This is a genomic window from Streptomyces sp. NBC_00285 (assembly GCF_036174265.1).
In the GTDB taxonomy this organism is placed as follows: Bacteria; Actinomycetota; Actinomycetes; order Streptomycetales; family Streptomycetaceae; genus Streptomyces.
Map to the genome: position 1 here is coordinate 7355991 of NZ_CP108055.1, position 14973 is coordinate 7370963.

The following is a 14973-nucleotide window of genomic DNA, read 5'->3' on the forward strand; positions in this document are numbered from 1 at the left end:
TGCTTTTCCTGCTTCCTTGGCTCCGACACGGAGCTCCCCCACTCGGCATAACCGTCTGACACGTGCCGAGGACACGGCCTGGCGGAGAGATTTGCCGATTGTCTGCAGAATGGTCTCCCCGGAGGGGGACTTGTGGGGGTTGGTTCCCTACGTATGCCCCGCGTCCCGCCGCGTAGGCTGGATACGGTCCCTGCTTCCTGTATAGCCCCGTGAGGTGTCCCGTGTCCCCGCGTCGCAACCGACCCAAGGGTGCCGGTTCGTCGGACTCGGCCGACCAGAGCGCCGACGACGACCGGTCGGGCCGCTACGGCGGCTTCCAGTCCTCGACGCACTGGCAGGGCGAGGACTGGAACATCCGTCATGTGGCGGGGGCGAGCGCGCAGGGCAAGACGTACCGCTGTCCGGGCTGCGACCAGATGATCCCGGACGGTGTCCCGCACATCGTGGCGTGGCCGGACCACTCGGGCGTCGACGAGCGCCGGCACTGGCACAAGGCGTGCTGGAACGCGCGGGACCGCCGCACCACGCGGGTGCAGCGGTCCCGTAACGCGCCGAAGTTCTAGGGCAGGCCCCTCTAGACGTCCCGGTTCTCCAGGAGGGCGTAGGCCCCGGCGAAGAGGACGGCCGTCAGGCCGAGGATGATCCACAGCGGGTCCCAGCCCGAAGGGCCGGACTCGGACAGGGAGTTGGAGTAGAACACGCTGAGCTGGTTCGGGATGGAGTACTCGAACAGCGCCTGGCGCAGGCCCTCCAGGGACTGCGAGAACATGAACAGCGCGATGACCAGCGGGGCGAGCACCACGCCGATCATGATCGTGATCGCGCCCGCCGAGTGCCGGATGATCGAGCCGATGATCAGCGAGAGCAGACCGAGCAGCGCGATGTAGAGCGAGATGCCGAAGGTGCCCTTCAGCCACTCCTGACCGGTCGGGGTCCGGGCGCCGTCCAGCAGGGCCACGTCGAGAAGGGCGACGAGGAACACCGAGACCAGGGTCGTCACGAAGGCGACGGCGAAGAACACGATCGCCTTCGCCGCGAGGACGCGGCCGCGGGAGGGACAGGCGACCATCGTGGTCCGGATCATGCCGGTGCCGTACTCCGAGGCCGTGGTCAGCACGCCGAGCGTCATGACGCACATGCTGCCGAGCAGCACTCCGAAGAACCCGAACGACAGCGGGTTCTCGCCCCTCAGGTCGTCCTGCGAGGCGCTGGCCGAGAGCAGCGCGGCGACCGCCAGCCCGATGCCGATGACGAGCAGCACGAACACGCCCAGCGTCCAGATCGTCGACCGCACCGAGCGGATCTTCGTCCACTCCGACCCGATCGCATGCCCGAGATGCGTCCGCACGACGGGGATCGGCGAGGTGTAGCCCGGGTGCGACGACGGTCCGGCGGCCGCCTGCCAGTTCGCTGCGGCGGCCTGCGGCATCGGGGGCTGCGGGGTGCTCATCGGGCGTCCTCGGGCTGGGTCGGGGTGGCGGGAGCGGAGGGCTGCGCGGCCGGCTGAGCCGGGCCCTGGGGAGCCGCGGGGCCCGCCTGGGCGTACGGGTTGGGGCCGCCGTACGGGACCGGCTGCGGCTGGCCCTGCGGGCCCGGGAACGGCTGGCCGCCCTGCTGCGGCGGTGCCGGCGGGTACCAGTCGGGCTGGCCCTGGCCGGGAACCGGCATGGGGGGCTGGGCGCCCGGGGGGAGGGGCTGCATGAGCCCCGCCTTCTGGTCGCTGGTCGAGCGGTAGTCCACGGCACCCTGCGTCATCCGCATGTACGCCTCTTCCAGCGAGGCCTGGTGCGGGGACAGCTCCCACAGACGTACGTCCGTGTCGTGGGCGATGTCGCTGATCCGGGGCAGGGGCAGCCCCGTCACCCGCAGCGCGCCGTCCTGCTCCGGGAGGACGCGTCCGCCCGCCTCCGTGATCGCGGCCGACAGCTTCTCGCGCAGTTGCGGCTCGGTGTCCGGCGTCCGCACCCGGGCGAACCCGGCGGAGTTCGCGGCGATGAACTCGCCCACGCCCATGTCGGCCAGCAGCTGTCCGCGCCCGATGACGATGAGGTGGTCCGCCGTCAGCGCCATCTCGCTCATGAGGTGGGACGAGACGAAGACCGTACGGCCCTCCGCCGCCAGCGCCTTCATCAGGTTGCGCACCCACAGGATGCCCTCGGGGTCGAGCCCGTTGACCGGCTCGTCGAAGAGCAGCACCTGCGGGTCGCCGAGCAGCGCGGCCGCGATGCCGAGCCGCTGGCCCATGCCGAGCGAGAAGCCCTTGGAGCGCTTCCTGGCCACGTCCTGGAGGCCGACGACACCGAGCACCTCGTCGACCCGCCGGGCCGGGATGCCGGACAGCTGGGCCAGGCACAGCAGATGGTTACGGGCCGACCGGCCGCCGTGCACGGCCTTGGCGTCGATCAGCGCGCCGACCTGCCGGGCCGCGTTGGGCAGCCTGCGATACGGATAGCCGCCGATCGTCACCTGCCCCGCGCTGGGGTTGTCGAGCCCGAGGATCATCCGCATGGTCGTCGACTTGCCCGAGCCGTTGGGGCCCAGGAAGCCGGTGACGGCACCGGGACGTACCTGGAAGGAAAGGTTGTACACAGCGGTCTTGTCGCCGTAGCGCTTGGTCAGGCCGACTGCCTCGATCATGCTCCGCACCCATCGCAAGGTTCAGGACAGCGGGGCACACGCCCCCCGTAAGGGTTAGGAGCTTATCGGGACGCTGACGGTTCCGCTCAAATGAAAGCAAAGCCTTTCGACGGCCTCACGCGTCACGCCTCTTCAGCAGGACATACCCGCCGATCAGCACCGCCGCCACCCACAGCGCCATGATCCCGAGCCCGCCCCAGGGGCCGTAGGGGGTGTCGTCGTCGAGCGGGGTGACCACCTGCATGATCTTGCTGCCGGCCTGGTCGGGCAGGAACCGGCCGATCTTCTTCGTCGCCGAGACGTTGCCCAGGATGTTGGAGATCAGGAAGAAGAACGGCATCAGGATGCCCAGCGACAGCATCGGCGAGCGCAGCATCGCGGCCACGCCCATCGAGAACATCGCGATGAGGGTCATGTAGAGGCCGCCGCCGATGACCGCGCGCAGCACTCCGGGATCACCGATCTCCGCCCGGTGGGAGCCGAGCATCGCCTGCCCGAGGAAGAAGGTGACGAAGGTGGTGACGACACCCACGATCAGCGAGAGCGCGGTGGCGACCGCGATCTTGCCGACCAGGAAGGTGCCGCGCTGCGGTACGGCCGCCAGCGAGGTGCGGATCATGCCGGTGCTGTACTCGTTCGCGACCACGAGCACCCCGAACACGATCATCGCCAGCTGGCCGAGGGTCATCCCGGCGAAACTGATGAAGGTCGGGTCGAAGGACAGCTGGTCCTGACGGCTCATGTTGTCGAACTCGTTCTTCGACAGGGCCGAGATCAGGATGCCGAGCCCGATGGTGACGACCACGGCGAGGGAGAGCGTCCACACCGTGGACGCCACCGACCGGATCTTGGTCCACTCGGAGCGGATGACCTGGGTCGCCGCCATGCTCAGTTCCCCTTCCAGCCGTCGCCCCAGGCCTGTTGCTGCCCGGGCGGCGTGTCGCTGTGTGCGTGGTACTCGACCGACTCCGCGGTCAGCTGCATGAACGCCTCCTCCAGGGAGGCCTGTTGGGGGCTCAGCTCGTGCAGCACGAGCTGGTGCTGGGCGGCCAGCTCGCCGATGTGCTCCGACTTGCTGCCGTCCACCTCCAGCGTGCCGTTGCCGGTCTCCACGACGGTGACCCCGGCCGCGTGCAGCACGTCGAGCAGCCGCTCGCGCTGCGGGGTGCGGATACGGACGTAGGACCGCGAGTTCTGCGCGATGAAGTCGGCCATGGAGGTGTCCGCGAGCAGCCGCCCCTGGCCGATGACGACGAGGTGGTCCGCGGTCAGCGCCATCTCGCTCATGAGGTGGCTCGACACGAACACCGTCCGCCCCTGCGTGGCCAGCGACTTCATCAGGTTGCGGATCCAGTGGATGCCCTCGGGGTCCAGTCCGTTGACCGGCTCGTCGAACATCAGGATCCGGGGGTCGCCGAGCAGTGCGCCCGCGATGCCGAGCCGCTGGCCCATGCCGAGCGAGAAGCCCTTGGCCTTCTTCCTGGCGACGGCGGTGAGACCCACGGTGTCGAGGACCTCGTGAACCCTTTTACGGGGGATCCCGTTGCTCTGCGCGAGACACAGCAGATGGTTGAAGGCACTGCGCCCGCCGTGCATGGCCTTGGCGTCCAGCAGGGCGCCGATGTACGTCAGCGGGTCCTTGAGCTGGTCGTAGTGCTTGCCGTCGATACGGACGTCCCCGGCGGTCGGCCGGTCCAGGCCCAGCATCATGCGCATGGTGGTCGACTTGCCGGCACCGTTGGGACCGAGGAAGCCCGTGACGATGCCCGGTCTGACGGCGAAGGTCAGGTTGTTGACCGCCACCTTCTCGCCGTACCGCTTGGTCAGCCCCTCGAGCTCGATCATGCCGACCACGCTAGGGGCGCGCTCCCACGAATGCCACTCCGATGGGCAAACGGAAACCGACGAGCACGGCAAGGAACGTGAAACCCGTGGACCGGACGACGGCGCACGGGAAACCGCCATGGCCGAAAGGGGCCAGGAGATCCGTGATGCCGAGGAGGCCGCCGAGTTGCCGCACGCTCGGGAGGGCGGAGGGCAGGGCCTCAGCGCCATCGGCAACAAGCCCACTAGGACGACCGGGCGGGGACCCGAAGGGTCGGTGAGCGGTCCCGCTGCCCGGGACAGTGCGCTGCCGCGGTTCCGCTCGCGCCAGAGGCCCGCACCTTCGGGGGAGACGGTGCGGGCCTCTGGAACGCGCTACTGACTAGCGGGACTGCTGAGCCGGAACTCCACGGGAGATCGGCTCGTCCTCGACCGGGGAGCTCGCGGCGGCCACCGCGGCACCCGTGAGCGTGGCGAGCATCTCGCGGACGTTCGTCAGCTGAGCGTTGATCGAGTCGCGACGGTTCGTCAGAGCCGCCAGCTCGCGCTCGGATTCCGAACGGATGCGGTCCGCCTTGGCGTTGGCGTCGGCCACGATGTCCTCGGCCTGGCGCTGCGCGGTCTCCACCGTCTGGCGGGCGCGACGCTCGGCGTCGGTGCGCAGCTTCTCGGCCTCCAGGCGCAGCTGCTCCGCCCGGTGCTCGATCTCCGCGAGGCGCTTCTCCGCCTTCTGCTGACGGGACGCCAGGTCGCGCTCGGACTGCTCCCGGCGCTTGGCGAGGTTCGTCTCGAAGTCGGCGGCGGCCTGCGCGGCCTTGGCGCGGGTCTCCTCGAAGAGGGCGTCAGCCTCCTCACGCTTCTGCTGCGCGTCCTTCTGCGCCTCCTGGCGCAGCTGGGAGGAGTCGCTCTTGGCCTTCTCGACGATCCGGACGCCTTCGTCCTCGGCCTTGGACTTGCGCTCCGCAGAGAACGATTCTGCGTCGTTGCGGACCTGCTGGGCCGCCGACTCGGCGAGCTCACGGTGCTGCTCGGCCGCGCGACGGGCCTCCTCGCGCAGGTCCTTGGCCTCCTCCTCGGCGAGGCGGAGGATCTTCTCGACACGCGCGCCAAGGCCGGCGTACGACGGCTCTGCGTCGGAAACCTGGGCCTGGGCGTTCTGCGTCTCGAGGTGGAGCTCCTCGATGCGCTTTTCCAGGGCGGTGATGCGGGAGAGAGCGCTGTCACGGTCGGAGACGAGCTTGGAGATCCGTTCGTCCACCTGAGCGCGGTCGTACCCACGCCGCACTAGCTCGAAGCCGTAGGGGGAAGTGTCGCTCATGGGGTTCCTGTCAAATGAGACCGGTGAGGTGATAGGGGGAATCCTAGGGGCCGAAGCGGTGTGTCATCGAGCGGATACGTGTTTGATCTGGAGAATGACACCCCTTTTGAGTGGCTAACCCCGGGACGGCTTGCCAAAAACTTGGTCAAAGGCCCCAGACGGGACGGGAAGCAACCAGTCGGTTAGCTGTCCGAAGGCTTACCCGAACGAGGGGCGCCGACCGCTGCGCCGGCCTTGACGCCGCCGTCCTTGCCCGCCGATGGGGCCTCGAAAGACTCCAACGCCTCCAGGACGTCCTGGACACGGGAGATCTCGGTGTTGATGTCCTCGCGGCGCCGGACGAGCACCTCGAGCTCGCGCTTGCCCTCCTCGACCGTGCGCTTGGCCTCGCGGATCGCCTCGGCCTTGAGCTCCTCGGCCTCCCGGACCAGGGTGGCCTTCTTCTGCTCGGCCTCCTTGAGGAGCGCCTCGGCCTTCTTGACCGCGGCGATGCGCACCTTGCCGGCCTCCGAATTGGCCTCCGAGACCAGCTCCTTGGCCTTCGCCTGGGCCTTCGCCAGCTGCTCCTCGGACGCCTTGATGAGCGCGTCGCAGCGGTCGCCGGTCGACCTCATGGTCTCCGCGGCCTCACGGCGGGCCCGGTCGTGCATCGCCTCGATCTCGCCCGTGAGCCGGTCGCGCAGCTCCTCCGCGCGCTCCCTTATCGCGGTGGCGTCCCGGCGGGCGCCGACGAGCAGCTCGTCCGCGTCCGTACGGGCCTTCTCCACCGTCGAGTTGCCCTCGACCGTCGCCTGGGACACCAGCCGGTCGGCCTCCTTGCGGGCCGCGCCCACCATGCTGTCGGCCTGCGCCTCCGCGTCCGCGGTGGCCTTGAGGGCCTGCTGCTGCGCCTCGTTGAGCAGTTTGTCCGCCTCGGCGGCGGTCTCCGTGATGAGCGTGTCGACCTGCTCGGCCGCTTCCGAACGCCGCTTGTTGGAGTCCTTGCGCGCCTCGTCGAGGGTGCGCTCGGCCTCCGAGCGCGCGGAGTTGACCAGCTCCTCGGCCGCGGCCGCCGCGGCCGCCTTGACCCGCTCGGACTCGTTACGGACCCGCTCCGAGTGCTGCTGTGCCTGCCCGACCGTGTCCGCAGCGTCGGCACGCAGCCGCTCCGCGTCCCCGGCGGCTTCGCCGATCAACCGCTCTGCCCGGGCGACCGATTCGGCCCGTACGCGCTCGGCTTCGGTGACCGACTCGATGCGTACCCGCTCCGCCTCGGCGACCGTCTCCGTCCGCAGCCGGTCGGTGTCGGCGATGGTCTCCTCGGTGAGCCGCTCGGCTTCGTTGCGCGCCTCGGTGATGAGGGTGTCGGCCTGCGTCGCCGCGTCCGACCGGATGCGGTTGGCGTCCTCGCGGGCGTCCGCCCGGGTGCGGGAGGCGTCCTGCTCGGCCTGCGCGGTCGCGTCCGAGGCCTCGGTGCGCGCCCGCTGGGCGTACTCGGCCGACTCCGACCTGAGCCGCTCCGCCTCCGAGATCGCCTCCGAGACGGTGCGCTCGGCCAGCGACTTGGCGGCGTCCGTCTCCTCGGCGGCCTCGCGCCGGATCCGGGCCGCGTCCTCGCTGGCCCGCTCCCGCTCGGAGTAGGCGTCCGAGCGGACCCGGTCGGCCTCCTCCTGCGCCTCCCGCCGGGTGCGGTCGGCCACGTGCTCGGCGGTGCTGCGCAGCCCGGTGATCTCCTCCTGGGCCTGCTCGTGCAGCCCGGCGACCGAATCCCGCACCTGCTGCGCGTGCTGCTCGGCGGCCGACACCATCTCGGTGGCCCGCCGGTCCGCCTCCTCGACCAGACGTACGGCCTCGGTCTGGGCCTCCTCGACCCGATTGCGGGCGGAAGCGAGGAGCTCCTCGCTCTGCTCGCGGGCCCGCTCGCGCTCCTGGTCCGCCTCCTGGCGGGCCGAGCCGAGGTACTCCTCGGCCTCGCGGCGGCGCCGGTCGGCCTCCTCCTGGGCCGCGGCCAGTGTCTCGGACGCCTCGGCGGCGAGCCGCTCGGCGGCGGCGTGCGCCTCCGCCCGGACCCGGTCCGCGGTGTCCTGCGCCTCGGTCTTCAGCCGCTCCGCCTCCGCGGCGGCCTCGGAACGCAGCCGTACGGCGACGGCCTCGCCCTCGGCGCGGGAGGCGGACGCGTCGGACGCGGCCTCGGTGCGCAGCCGGTCGGCCTCGGCCTCGGCCTGCTGCTGGAGCGAACGGATCCGCTCGGCGGCCTCGCCGCGCAGCCGGTCGGTCTCCTCGGCGGCCTCACGGCGGATCCGCCCGGCCTCTTCACGGGCCTCGGTGAGGGCCTGCTCGGCGGCGGCGAGGCGTTCCTCGGCGTCGGTGTGCAGCCGGGTCAGTTCATCGGCGGCCTCGGTGCGGCGGACCTCTATGGCCCGCTCGGTCTCCTCGTGCAGCTCAAGGGCGGCCCGCTCGGCGTCGGCCTTGATGCCCTCGGCCTGCTCGGCGACCTCCTCGCGGTGCCGCTCCGCCTCCTGGCGGGTGCGCTGAAGGGTCTCCTCGGCCTGCCGGCGCAGCGTGGTGGCGCGCTCGATGGCCTCGGTACGGACCTTCTCGCTGTCCGTGGTCGCGGTCTGGCGCAGCTCGTCGGCGTCCGCCTTGGCCTTGGAGAGCAGCTCCTCGGCGGTCTTGGCGGCCTCCTCGATCTGCTGGACGGCCTCCTTGCGGGCCTCCGCGCGGATCTTCTCGCCCTCGGCGACCGCGTCGGCGCGCAGCTGCTCGGCCTCGCCGCGCAGCCGACGGGCCTCCTCCTGGAGCTCGACCGTCTTGGCCCGGTACTCCTTGGTGTCGTCCTTCGCCGAACCCTTGAGCTGTTCGGCGATGTCGTGCGCCTCGGCCCGCAGCCGGTCCGCCTCGGTCTCCGCCTCGTGGCGGATCCGCTCGGCTTCCTCGGCGGCGGCCTTGGTGGTGTTGCGCGCGTCCTCCTGAGCCTTGTTGAGGACGTCCTCGGCGGTCTTGGCCGCCTTGGACAGCTGGGTCGCGCTCTCCTCGGCGGTGAGACTGCGGGCCTTCTCGGAGGCCTCGGCGGTGATCTTCTCGGCCTCGGCGCGGGCGTCCGCGACGATCTGCTCGGCGGTCGCCTTCGTCGCCTCGGCCTCCTGGCTGGCCTCGGTGACGAGCCGGGCGACCTGCTCCTTGGCCGTACGCGTGCGCTGTTCGTTCGCCGACTCCGCGCTCGCCAGCGCCTTCTCGGCGGCGGCCGTGGCCTCGCTGAGCACCTTCTCGGCCTCGGCCTGCGCCTTGCGCAGCGCCTCGTCGGCCTCCGTGATGCGCTGCTCGGCGGCGCGGCTGAGCTCGGTGGCCTGACGGCGGGCGGAGTCCGACTCGGTCGCCGTGGAGGTGCGCAGTTGCTCGGCGTGGTCGGTGGCCTCCTGGGCCTGGGTGGAGGCGGAGTCGATCAGGCGCTCGGCGTCCGTGCGGGCGCGGCGCAGGAGCTGTTCGGCCTCCGCGCGGGCCGCCTCGGCCTCGCTCGTCAGACGCTGGCGGGCCTCGGTGGCGACCCGCTCGGCCTCGGCGCGGGCGGCCGCCATGGCCTGTTCTGCCTCCGCGCGGGACTCCTCCAGGAGCCGGCGGGCCTGGGACTCGCTGCGGGCGCGCAGTTGCTCGGCCCACGCCACGTTCTCGTTGACGTGCGACTCGACGGTCTGCCGGCGCTCGGACAGCTCCTGGTCGAGCTGCTGGCGGCGGGTGACCGCCTCCTGGTGCAGCTCCGCCTGCAGGCGGGCGGCCTGCTCGGCGTGCTCCTGGAGGATGCGCTGGGTCTGGGCGCGGACCTGGCTCAGCTCGCGCTCGGCGTCCTGGCGCAACTGGTCGGCCTGGACCTGCGCATTGCGCAGCAACTGCTCGGCCTGGTAGCCGATGTCGCCGCCGCCGAATTCGGGCCGGGACATGAGGGTGCGCCGCGCCTCGTGCAGCTTGGCGCGCAGCACCTCGACCTGGTAGCCGAGGTCCTCGGCGTGCTGGATCGCCTTTTCCCGCTCGGTCTTCAGCCGATCCATCTCGGCCTCGAACCGAGAGAGGTGGTCGACGTCAGCCGCCGGCTCTCGCTCCTGGCGTTCGTAGCCCCGCACTGCGCGGTCCCATCCGTCCCCTGGTCGCAAGTCTTTCCGAACGAGCCCTGTCCATCCGCCGAACGGGGCCCCCGGGGAATGGTGTCAGATCACGGTGGAGCATGGACTGCCGCCCACTTCTCGCCCCCCGAAACCCGGACCCCGGCGCGGTTCTGCCGCCATGGGCAGGACCTGGTCGCCCTGGAAGAGCGGCGACCGCCCCCAACCCTACCGGCCCATATGTACGAGGGTCAGTGCTCAGGTGACTCAACAGACGCCGAAGTGACCAGTTCTGTCAGTACGCCGTGGCAATCCTTCGGGTGCAGGAAGGTGATCCGTGACCCCATGGAGCCACGTCGCGGCTCCTCGTACAGAACGCGTACGCCCTTGCCGCGGACGTCCGCGGCGTCCGCGTCCACATCCGCCGTACCGAAAGCGATGTGGTGGACGCCCTCGCCGTTCTTGTCCAGCCACTTCGCGACGGTCGAGTCGGGGCGGGTCGGCTCGAGAAGCTGCAGGTAGGAGGCGCCGCCGTCGGAGGTGTCGTTGATCTTGAGCATGGCCTCGCGCACACCCTGCTCCTCGTTGACCTCGGAGTGGTACACCTCGAAGCCGTAGGTGGCCCGGTAGAACTCGACGGTCTTGTCGAGGTCGAAGCAGGCGATCCCGATGTGGTCGATTCGCGTCAGCATGGTTTCAGTGCAGCGCTCCGGAAGTGGTTACGCAACGTGCGCGCGATCACACCGACGGGCCGATGACGGCACGGAGTGCCACTCAGTACATTCGAAGTAAACCCTCGTTCACTCCTCGGCAGTGCAGCCGGTAAGGGGATCGCACCTCATGTCTGGATCGAACAGCACCACCTCGGTGATCGTCGCGGGCGCTCGTACGCCCATGGGACGGCTGCTGGGCTCGCTGAAGTCCTTCTCCGGAGCCGACCTCGGCGGCTTCGCGATCAAGGCCGCCCTCGACCGTGCGGGAATCGGTGGCGACCAGGTGCAGTACGTCATCATGGGCCAGGTGCTCCAGGCCGGGGCGGGGCAGATCCCGGCCCGCCAGGCCGCCGTCAAGGCCGGCATCCCGATGAACGTCCCGGCGCTCACCATCAACAAGGTGTGTCTCTCGGGCCTCGACGCGATCGCGCTGGCCGACCAGCTGATCCGCGCCGGCGAGTTCGACGTGATCGTCGCGGGCGGCCAGGAGTCCATGACCAACGCCCCGCACCTGCTGCCGAAGTCCCGCGAGGGCTTCAAGTACGGTGCGATCGAGATGCTCGACGCGATGGCTTACGACGGCCTGACCGACGCCTACGAGAACATCCCCATGGGCGAGTCCACGGAGAAGCACAACACCCGCCTCGGCATCCTGCGCCCCGAGCAGGACGAGATCGCCGCCCTGTCCCACCAGCGGGCCGCCGCCGCGCAGAAGAACGGCGTCTTCGAGGCCGAGATCACCCCGGTCGAGATCCCGCAGCGCAAGGGCGAGCCGGTCGTCTTCAGCGAGGACGAGGGCATCCGCGCCGACACCACGGCCGAGTCCCTGGGCAAGCTGCGCCCCGCGTTCACCCGCGACGGCACCATCACGGCCGGCACCTCCTCGCAGATCTCGGACGGCGCGGCGGCCGTGGTCGTGATGAGCAAGGCCAAGGCGCAGGAGCTGGGCCTGGAGTGGATCGCCGAGATCGGCGCCCACGGCAACGTGGCGGGCCCGGACAACTCCCTGCAGTCCCAGCCGTCCAACGCGATCCTGCACGCCCTCAAGAAGGACGGCCTGGAGGTCTCCGACCTCGACCTGATCGAGATCAACGAGGCCTTCGCCGCGGTCGCCGTCCAGTCAATGAAGGACCTCGGCGTATCCACGGATCGGGTGAACGTCAACGGTGGCGCGATCGCCCTCGGCCACCCCATCGGCATGTCCGGCGCCCGGCTCGTCCTGCACCTGGCCCTGGAGCTGAAGCGCCGGGGCGGCGGTGTCGGTGCGGCCGCGCTGTGCGGCGGTGGCGGTCAGGGTGACGCGCTCGTCGTGCGGGTACCCAAGGCCTGAGCCGTCGTACGTCGTCCATGTGAACGGAGCTGTGATGCAGGACGTCGCCACCCTGGTGGACCAGGCCAGGGAGGGCCGCCCGCGGGCCGTGGCCCGGCTGATCTCCCTGGTGGAGGGGGCGTCCCCGCAGCTCAGGGAGATCATGGCGGCACTGGCCCCGCTGACGGGCAACGCGTACGTGGTGGGCCTGACGGGCTCGCCCGGGGTGGGCAAGTCGACGTCCACCTCGGCCCTGGTGACCGCGTACCGCAAGCAGGACAGGCGGGTCGGCGTCCTGGCCGTCGACCCGTCCTCGCCGTTCTCGGGCGGCGCCCTGCTGGGCGACCGGGTGCGCATGTCGGACCACGCCTCCGATCCCGGCGTCTACATCCGTTCCATGGCGACCCGCGGCCACCTCGGCGGTCTCGCCCGGGCCGCCCCGCAGGCCATCCGGGTCCTGGACGCGGCCGGCTGCGACGTGATCCTGGTCGAGACGGTCGGCGTGGGCCAGTCGGAGGTCGAGGTCGCCTCCCAGGCGGACACCTCCGTGGTGCTGCTCGCCCCGGGCATGGGCGACGGCATCCAGGCCGCCAAGGCCGGAATCCTGGAGATCGGCGACGTCTACGTCGTCAACAAGGCCGACCGTGACGGCGCCGACGCGACCGCCCGCGACCTCAACCACATGCTGGGCCTGGGCGAGTCCCGCGGCCCCGGCGACTGGCGGCCGCCGATCGTCAAGACGGTCGCGAGTCGCGCCGAGGGCATCGACGAGGTCGTCGAGGCACTGGACAAGCACCGCGCGTGGATGGAGGAGCGCGGTGTCCTCACCGAGCGCCGCCGCGCCCGCGCCGCCCACGAGGTCGAGGCGATCGCCCTCACGGCCCTGCGCGCACGCATCGCGGACCTGAGCGGCGACCGGCGCCTGGGCGCGCTCGCCGCGCGGATCGTCGCCGGCGAACTGGACCCGTACCGGGCGGCCGACGAACTGGTGGAGGGGCTCACACAGGGCTGAGGTCCTTGGTAGGTTGACCGGCATGTTCCTCTCCTTGGCATAGGGCAGACACCGAGCCGCGGTCCGAGCACTCCGCTCCCGTGGCTCCTCGGTGTCCCCTTTTCCACCTCTTCTTCGAGGAACTCACCATGTCCGCGTCCTACGCGCGCGTACTGCGCATTCCGCATGCCCGCCGCGCCTTCACCACCGCCCTGCTCGGCAGGCTGTCGTACGGCGTCGTCCCGCTGTCCGTGCTGCTCGCCGTGACCCGCGCCTCCGGCTCGTACGCGGTGGCGGGTGCCGTGATGGCACTCTTCGGCGCCACCGTCGTCGTCCTGGCGCCCGCGCGGGCCGCCCTCATCGACCGGTACGGGCCGCCGCGAGCGCTCGTACCCATGCTGGCGGCCTACATCCTGCTGCTCGCCCTGCTCACCGTCGCCGTCTGGCGTCCCGGCGCCCCGCCCGTCCTCCTCGGCGCCCTCACCACCCTCGCGGGGGCCTGCGTCCCGCCGCTCGGCCCGACCATGCGGACCGTGTGGGGCCGCCTCACCGAGGGCGACAAGGCGCTGCTCCAGCGGGCGTACAGCCTCGACGGGGTCGCCGAGGAACTGCTCTTCGTCTCGGGCCCGCTGCTGGTGGGCGTCCTCGTCGGCGTGGCCGCACCGGTCGTCGGGATCGTCGTCGGGGCGGCCCTGATGGTGGCGGGGACGGCCGGATTCGTACGGTCGCCGGCGGTACGGGCGGTGCCTCCCGCCGGTTCTTCCGCCTCCTCCGCACGAGGGGACAGGGGCGGCCGGCGTGTCCTTGGCCGGGTCCGCCGACCCGTCGTGGCCGCCGCGGCCGTGGGCCTCGCGCTCGGCGTGCTCGACCTGCTCGTCGTCGTCTTCGCCGAGGCGCACCGGCACGGCGGCGCGAGTGTGGCCTGGGTGCTGGCCGCGCTGTCCGCCGGGAGCGCGGCCGGCGGGATGCTGAACGGGGCCGTGGACTGGCGCGTGCCCGCCCCGACCAGGCTGGCCCTGCTGACCCTGGGTCTTGGCCTGGCCCTGCTCGGCGCGGGGCTCGCCCCGGGAATCGGCACCCTCGCCCTGGTCATGGCGGGGGCCGGGTTCTTCGTGTCCCCGGCCGTCACCACCGCGTACCTCATCGCCGACGATGCGGTCGCCCCCGAGGCCCGCACCCGGGCCGGCGCGTGGGTCAACACGGCCGTCAACGCCGGCAGTACGGGAGGAACGGCCGCGGCCGGGGCCCTGGCGGGGCAGCTGCCGGTGGCCGTGTGTTTCGCGGTGACGGGCGGGGTGGTCGCCGTGACGGCGGTAGCGACCATGACGAAGGGCGCCCGGGGGAGGGGCGCCCTTCGCGGCGGTGCGGCTGTCGTGTGACCGCCGCGTCAGTCGTCGTCGCGGTCCTGGGTGACCTTGCCCGAGTCGAGGGCGCCCTTCCACTCGCCCTGCTTGCCGTCCTTCACGGTGTCCACGCTCCAGGCCACGGTGCCCTTGTCGTCGTCGAGGCCGACCTCGGTCACCGTGCCCTTTACGGCAGCGGCCAGCGCGGCCTCGCGGGCGTCGGTCCCGGCCTTCTTCACCGCGGCGAGCTCCGCACGGTCTTCGGCGTCGGTGTCCTCGTCGGTGTCGCGCTGGGCGCCGAGCACCTTGCCGGAGTCCGGGGCGATGCGCACGTCGTACTCCGTGCCGTCGCCCTTGACGACGGTCACCTCCCACGCGTCGGCGCCGTCGTCGTCCAGGTCGGCGGAGACGGCGGTGCCCGGGGTGTGCTTCAGGGCGGCCGCGATCGCCTCGGCGGCGGTGACCCTGCCACTGGGGACGGTCGTACGGTCGTCTGCGGAGTCGTTGGAGTCATTGGAGTCGTCGTGGTCGGCGGCCACCTGGGCGCTCGTGTTCGTCTGGCGCTGCGTCGCCGTCGCGTTGTCGTCCCCCGCGGCGAAGGCGGCGACGGTGCCACCGGTGGCCAGGGCGGCGGCGGTGAGGGTGGCGATGACGATGTTGCGCTTCATGAGGGGTCCTCCAGAACCGTTCGGCTTCGTTCGCTCTCGACGACGACCACGCTGCCGGAACCCTGCTGAAGCGGACCTGAAGCCACCTGAAGGCGTC

Annotated in this window: 12 protein-coding genes; 4 read left to right on the forward strand and 8 right to left on the reverse strand. The window is 71.3% G+C overall.

From position 1 onward, the window contains the following. Positions 1 to 221 precede the first annotated feature (221 nt). Positions 222 to 563, forward strand: coding sequence for an ATP/GTP-binding protein (locus tag OHT57_RS34095; protein ID WP_328750575.1), 342 nt, complete (start codon positions 222 to 224; stop codon positions 561 to 563). A gap of 11 nt (positions 564 to 574) precedes the next feature. Here the strand turns inward: OHT57_RS34095 and OHT57_RS34100 are convergent, their stop codons facing one another. From OHT57_RS34100 to mce, 7 genes are all read right to left on the reverse strand, one after another. Beyond that, on the reverse strand, positions 575 to 1450 hold the full coding sequence (locus tag OHT57_RS34100) for an ABC transporter permease subunit (protein WP_328750576.1): 876 nt from the start codon (positions 1448 to 1450) through the stop codon (positions 575 to 577). Continuing rightward, positions 1447 to 2637 (reverse strand): ABC transporter ATP-binding protein, encoded by a 1191-nt coding sequence (locus tag OHT57_RS34105; protein ID WP_328750577.1) that lies wholly within the window; start codon positions 2635 to 2637, stop codon positions 1447 to 1449. The genes OHT57_RS34100 and OHT57_RS34105 overlap by 4 nt, the downstream gene beginning before the upstream one ends. A gap of 115 nt (positions 2638 to 2752) precedes the next feature. Further along, positions 2753 to 3523 carry an ABC transporter permease gene (locus tag OHT57_RS34110; RefSeq protein WP_328750578.1) on the reverse strand — a complete coding sequence of 257 codons (771 nt, stop codon included), beginning with the start codon at positions 3521 to 3523 and terminating at the stop codon, positions 2753 to 2755. Between the two features lie 2 nt (positions 3524 to 3525). After that, entirely contained in the window at positions 3526 to 4482 is a 957-nt protein-coding gene (locus tag OHT57_RS34115) for an ABC transporter ATP-binding protein (protein WP_328750579.1), read from the reverse strand. Between the two features lie 361 nt (positions 4483 to 4843). Then, entirely contained in the window at positions 4844 to 5779 is a 936-nt protein-coding gene (locus OHT57_RS34120; RefSeq protein WP_328750580.1) for a cellulose-binding protein, read from the reverse strand. Between the two features lie 182 nt (positions 5780 to 5961). After that, positions 5962 to 9873 (reverse strand): polarized growth protein Scy, encoded by a 3912-nt coding sequence (gene scy, locus OHT57_RS34125; RefSeq protein ID WP_328750581.1) that lies wholly within the window; start codon positions 9871 to 9873, stop codon positions 5962 to 5964. 230 nt (positions 9874 to 10103) lie between these two features. Next, entirely contained in the window at positions 10104 to 10544 is a 441-nt protein-coding gene (gene mce, locus OHT57_RS34130; RefSeq protein WP_328750582.1) for a methylmalonyl-CoA epimerase, read from the reverse strand. Between the two features lie 148 nt (positions 10545 to 10692). On the opposite strand from mce, the gene OHT57_RS34135 reads away from it, so the two are divergent. From OHT57_RS34135 to OHT57_RS34145, 3 genes are all read left to right on the forward strand, one after another. After that, positions 10693 to 11895, forward strand: a complete 1203-nt coding sequence (locus OHT57_RS34135) for an acetyl-CoA C-acetyltransferase (RefSeq protein WP_328750583.1) — start codon at positions 10693 to 10695, stop codon at positions 11893 to 11895. Positions 11896 to 11929: 34 nt separating this feature from the next. Further along, entirely contained in the window at positions 11930 to 12886 is a 957-nt protein-coding gene (meaB, locus tag OHT57_RS34140) for a methylmalonyl Co-A mutase-associated GTPase MeaB (protein WP_328750584.1), read from the forward strand. Positions 12887 to 13014: 128 nt separating this feature from the next. Further along, a complete protein-coding gene (locus OHT57_RS34145) occupies positions 13015 to 14244 on the forward strand; it encodes an MFS transporter (protein WP_328750585.1) in 1230 nt (409 codons plus the stop codon). Between the two features lie 8 nt (positions 14245 to 14252). On the opposite strand, the gene OHT57_RS34150 is transcribed toward OHT57_RS34145, so the two are convergent. Continuing rightward, complete coding sequence (locus tag OHT57_RS34150) at positions 14253 to 14876, reverse strand: PepSY domain-containing protein (RefSeq protein WP_328750586.1); 624 nt, start codon at positions 14874 to 14876, stop codon at positions 14253 to 14255. Positions 14877 to 14973: the final 97 nt, after the last annotated feature.

Excerpts from the sequence above, each read along its gene's own strand:
- OHT57_RS34100 (WP_328750576.1), bottom strand. The coding sequence starts at position 1,450 with ATGAGCACCCCGCAGCCCCCGATGCCGCAGGCCGCCGCAGCGAACTGG.
- OHT57_RS34105 (WP_328750577.1), bottom strand. The coding sequence starts at position 2,637 with ATGATCGAGGCAGTCGGCCTGACCAAGCGCTACGGCGACAAGACCGCT.
- OHT57_RS34110 (WP_328750578.1), bottom strand. The coding sequence starts at position 3,523 with ATGGCGGCGACCCAGGTCATCCGCTCCGAGTGGACCAAGATCCGGTCG.
- OHT57_RS34115 (WP_328750579.1), bottom strand. The coding sequence starts at position 4,482 with ATGATCGAGCTCGAGGGGCTGACCAAGCGGTACGGCGAGAAGGTGGCG.
- OHT57_RS34120 (WP_328750580.1), bottom strand. The coding sequence starts at position 5,779 with ATGAGCGACACTTCCCCCTACGGCTTCGAGCTAGTGCGGCGTGGGTAC.
- mce (WP_328750582.1), bottom strand. The coding sequence starts at position 10,544 with ATGCTGACGCGAATCGACCACATCGGGATCGCCTGCTTCGACCTCGAC.
- OHT57_RS34135 (WP_328750583.1), top strand. The coding sequence starts at position 10,693 with ATGTCTGGATCGAACAGCACCACCTCGGTGATCGTCGCGGGCGCTCGT.
- meaB (WP_328750584.1), top strand. The coding sequence starts at position 11,930 with ATGCAGGACGTCGCCACCCTGGTGGACCAGGCCAGGGAGGGCCGCCCG.
- OHT57_RS34145 (WP_328750585.1), top strand. The coding sequence starts at position 13,015 with ATGTCCGCGTCCTACGCGCGCGTACTGCGCATTCCGCATGCCCGCCGC.
- OHT57_RS34150 (WP_328750586.1), bottom strand. The coding sequence starts at position 14,876 with ATGAAGCGCAACATCGTCATCGCCACCCTCACCGCCGCCGCCCTGGCC.